Source organism: Lacticaseibacillus manihotivorans DSM 13343 = JCM 12514 (genome assembly GCF_001435035.1).
In the GTDB taxonomy this organism is placed as follows: Bacteria; Bacillota; Bacilli; order Lactobacillales; family Lactobacillaceae; genus Lacticaseibacillus; species Lacticaseibacillus manihotivorans.
In genome coordinates this window covers 1-2,385 of sequence record NZ_AZEU01000090.1, presented here as the reverse complement: position 1 = coordinate 2,385, position 2,385 = coordinate 1, and the positions used below count along the sequence as shown (strand labels likewise).

The window sequence follows — 2,385 nt, the reverse complement described above, 5'->3', positions numbered from 1 at the left end:
GTGTGAATCGTGGGATTGCGCTGCTTTTTTGAAATTCTATGAATAATCCAGGTTAAAAGACTACCACGTTCGGGAACGTTTGTTCGAAAATCGACCATAAAAGCCTTCTACTCTGCTATAATACGTATGAATCAATAAAAATTATATAGATAAGGCGGAACACACATGAAGAAAAGCCTGCCACGAAAAATCATCTACTTTGATGAAACCTCCGCTGTAGATTTATTACAGGTTCGTCAAAAAGGACATCTGACGAGAACCGAGGAAACAATTCGATCTATGACTGGGAAAATTGGCGCAGATGCTGACATAAAAGCACAACTAGACGAAGATGTCGGAGTCAATAAACTGGTGAGTCATATCTCTGGCTTATCCGCCGGCATCAACTCAATGATGGGAGCAAATGGATCTCTCAACGGAAGTAAAATTGCCAGAACCGTCATTGAGAATTCTTTGCTTTATGATTTCTTAGAGTCCGCAGAATCAAAACGGGGAACGCCATTATTAGATATTAAGGAAGATTACGCACTCTCAATTCCGAAAGATTCAATGACTTACTTCGCAACTATAGCGCCCCTAACAGAGATGATGGAGGGACATCAACAGCTCGACAATCCAGATATTACCATGGCAATTTCAAAAATGAACAGTGGCATCCGAAACTCTAAAGGTTACTACGAAGTGGTCGGAGAAAAAACTGATTCAAAATTTGGTAAATCCATCACCACTCAAAAGGTATTTCGTTTTAACATTGATGCTTTTAAGAACAATTATCGTATTCAGGATTTGCCTAAAATGAACTTAGTTCTGTATGCTATTCACGTCGGTACAACAAAGCTATCCCAACTCGATTTTGAAACAGAGTTCAATCTTGACAGTCAGCAGTCCGAAGTCGGATTTAGCGGCTTAGCCAAGCAGGCTCAATCCCATCAGGATGCTGATTCTAACGACGAAAAATCGCTTGATGTTTTCGATGTCGTTTTAGCGGGGGTTCGCTAATGGCAAATATTCAACTATTCTACGGATCGAGCAAAGATTTCCGCTCCCTACTTAATCAAAATCAAGTAGAGGACAATTACACACCATTTATGGAGCTGATTCGTCAATATAATGTAACGGTCCGCGCCAACGATACTATGGGCAACAAAGATGCCGAATTTAGCCGCGATAAAATTGGTAATGTGGTAATTTTTGCTGATGACTTTGCATCGGTCACAGAACACGTAATCTCAAATTTCTCGAATATTGTACTACTAGGCCACGACATCGAAAACTTGTATATTCAGAATCCTCCGAAACGAGTTGAATACTCCATCAGATCCAACTTTGATGAGGATGAGATTGTTGAAGTAACGTCGCCATATTTTTCTCCAAGTACGACCGAGGTCACAAAACTTTACTCTCAGCTACTAACCGGAAAAGTTATTGGACAAAACAATGCTAAACACGCATCGTGCGTAGGATTGTACAAAGCGGCATACCATCACCAGAAAAAGCCCACTGTCATGATGTTCTACGGACCCTCTGGCGTAGGTAAAACTGAATTAGCTAAGAATATTAGCAACTTCTACCATGGTAAGTTAACACGAATTCAGTTTTCAATGATGCAAACCGAAGAAGCCTTCAAATATGTTTTCGGTGATGAACATGCTCGGCCATCCATGGCTAGGGACTTACTATCGCGCGAATCAAACATCGTCCTAATCGATGAATTCGACAAGGTGTCCCCTAGCTTATATAACGTATTTTATCAAATGTTTGATGAGGGTATTTTCGAGGACATCAATTACAAAGTGGATGTATCTAGTTGCATATTCATCCTAACGTCTAATTTCAACGATGAGGAAACTATTGCATCCACGGTGGGCCTTCCAATATATTCAAGAATTGATCAAAAGATTAAATTTGAAAAACTAACCAAGGAGGAAATCTCCACGGTCATCTCAAATGCCTTCAAGCGAATTCTGTCAGAACTCACCCCTGAGGATCAGAAATTTATTAGCGCCTCAAAATTAGAAGAACACTATCAAGAAAATTTGCAGATTTTTTCAAACGTTCGCATGCTTGATTCATTTATCGAAAATGACGTATATACCATGTTGCTCGAGCAACAAATAACAGTTAACTCAAGTTCAGATGAATAGTAGTGCCCGATCCCACAAAAAGAGCCATATCTCAAGCAATCTGCTATGAGTATATGGCTCTTTTTGTGGCAGGATTTTGGCAGGAAACCAAGTAAATTCTACCTATTTCAACCCGTTTCACTTCGTCTGAAATGCTGTCAAATCAAGCTTTTCACTTCAAGTGATACCTGCATTTTATTCCCACTCTGTCGCGCGGCACGCTATTCCGGCGGCCAATATTCAAAATAATCCGGCGGAATTT

General features: G+C 40.2%; 2 protein-coding genes. Both read left to right on the top strand.

Annotated elements, in window-relative coordinates; all coding sequences use genetic code 11:
- The first annotated feature begins 165 nt into the window (after window positions 1-165).
- Window positions 166-999: a DUF6414 family protein gene (locus FD01_RS04545; protein ID WP_054719984.1), complete on the top strand. Its 834-nt coding sequence runs from the start codon at window positions 166-168 to the stop codon at window positions 997-999.
- Complete coding sequence (locus FD01_RS04540) at window positions 999-2,144, top strand: AAA family ATPase (protein WP_010014585.1); 1,146 nt, start codon at window positions 999-1,001, stop codon at window positions 2,142-2,144. Before FD01_RS04545 ends, FD01_RS04540 begins: the two co-directional genes overlap by 1 nt.
- The last annotated feature ends 241 nt before the right edge of the window (window positions 2,145-2,385 follow it).

Bases quoted from the DNA above. Each gene is read 5' to 3' on its own strand.
- FD01_RS04545 (WP_054719984.1), top strand. From the start codon at position 166: ATGAAGAAAAGCCTGCCACGAAAAATCATCTACTTTGATGAAACCTCC.
- FD01_RS04540 (WP_010014585.1), top strand. From the start codon at position 999: ATGGCAAATATTCAACTATTCTACGGATCGAGCAAAGATTTCCGCTCC.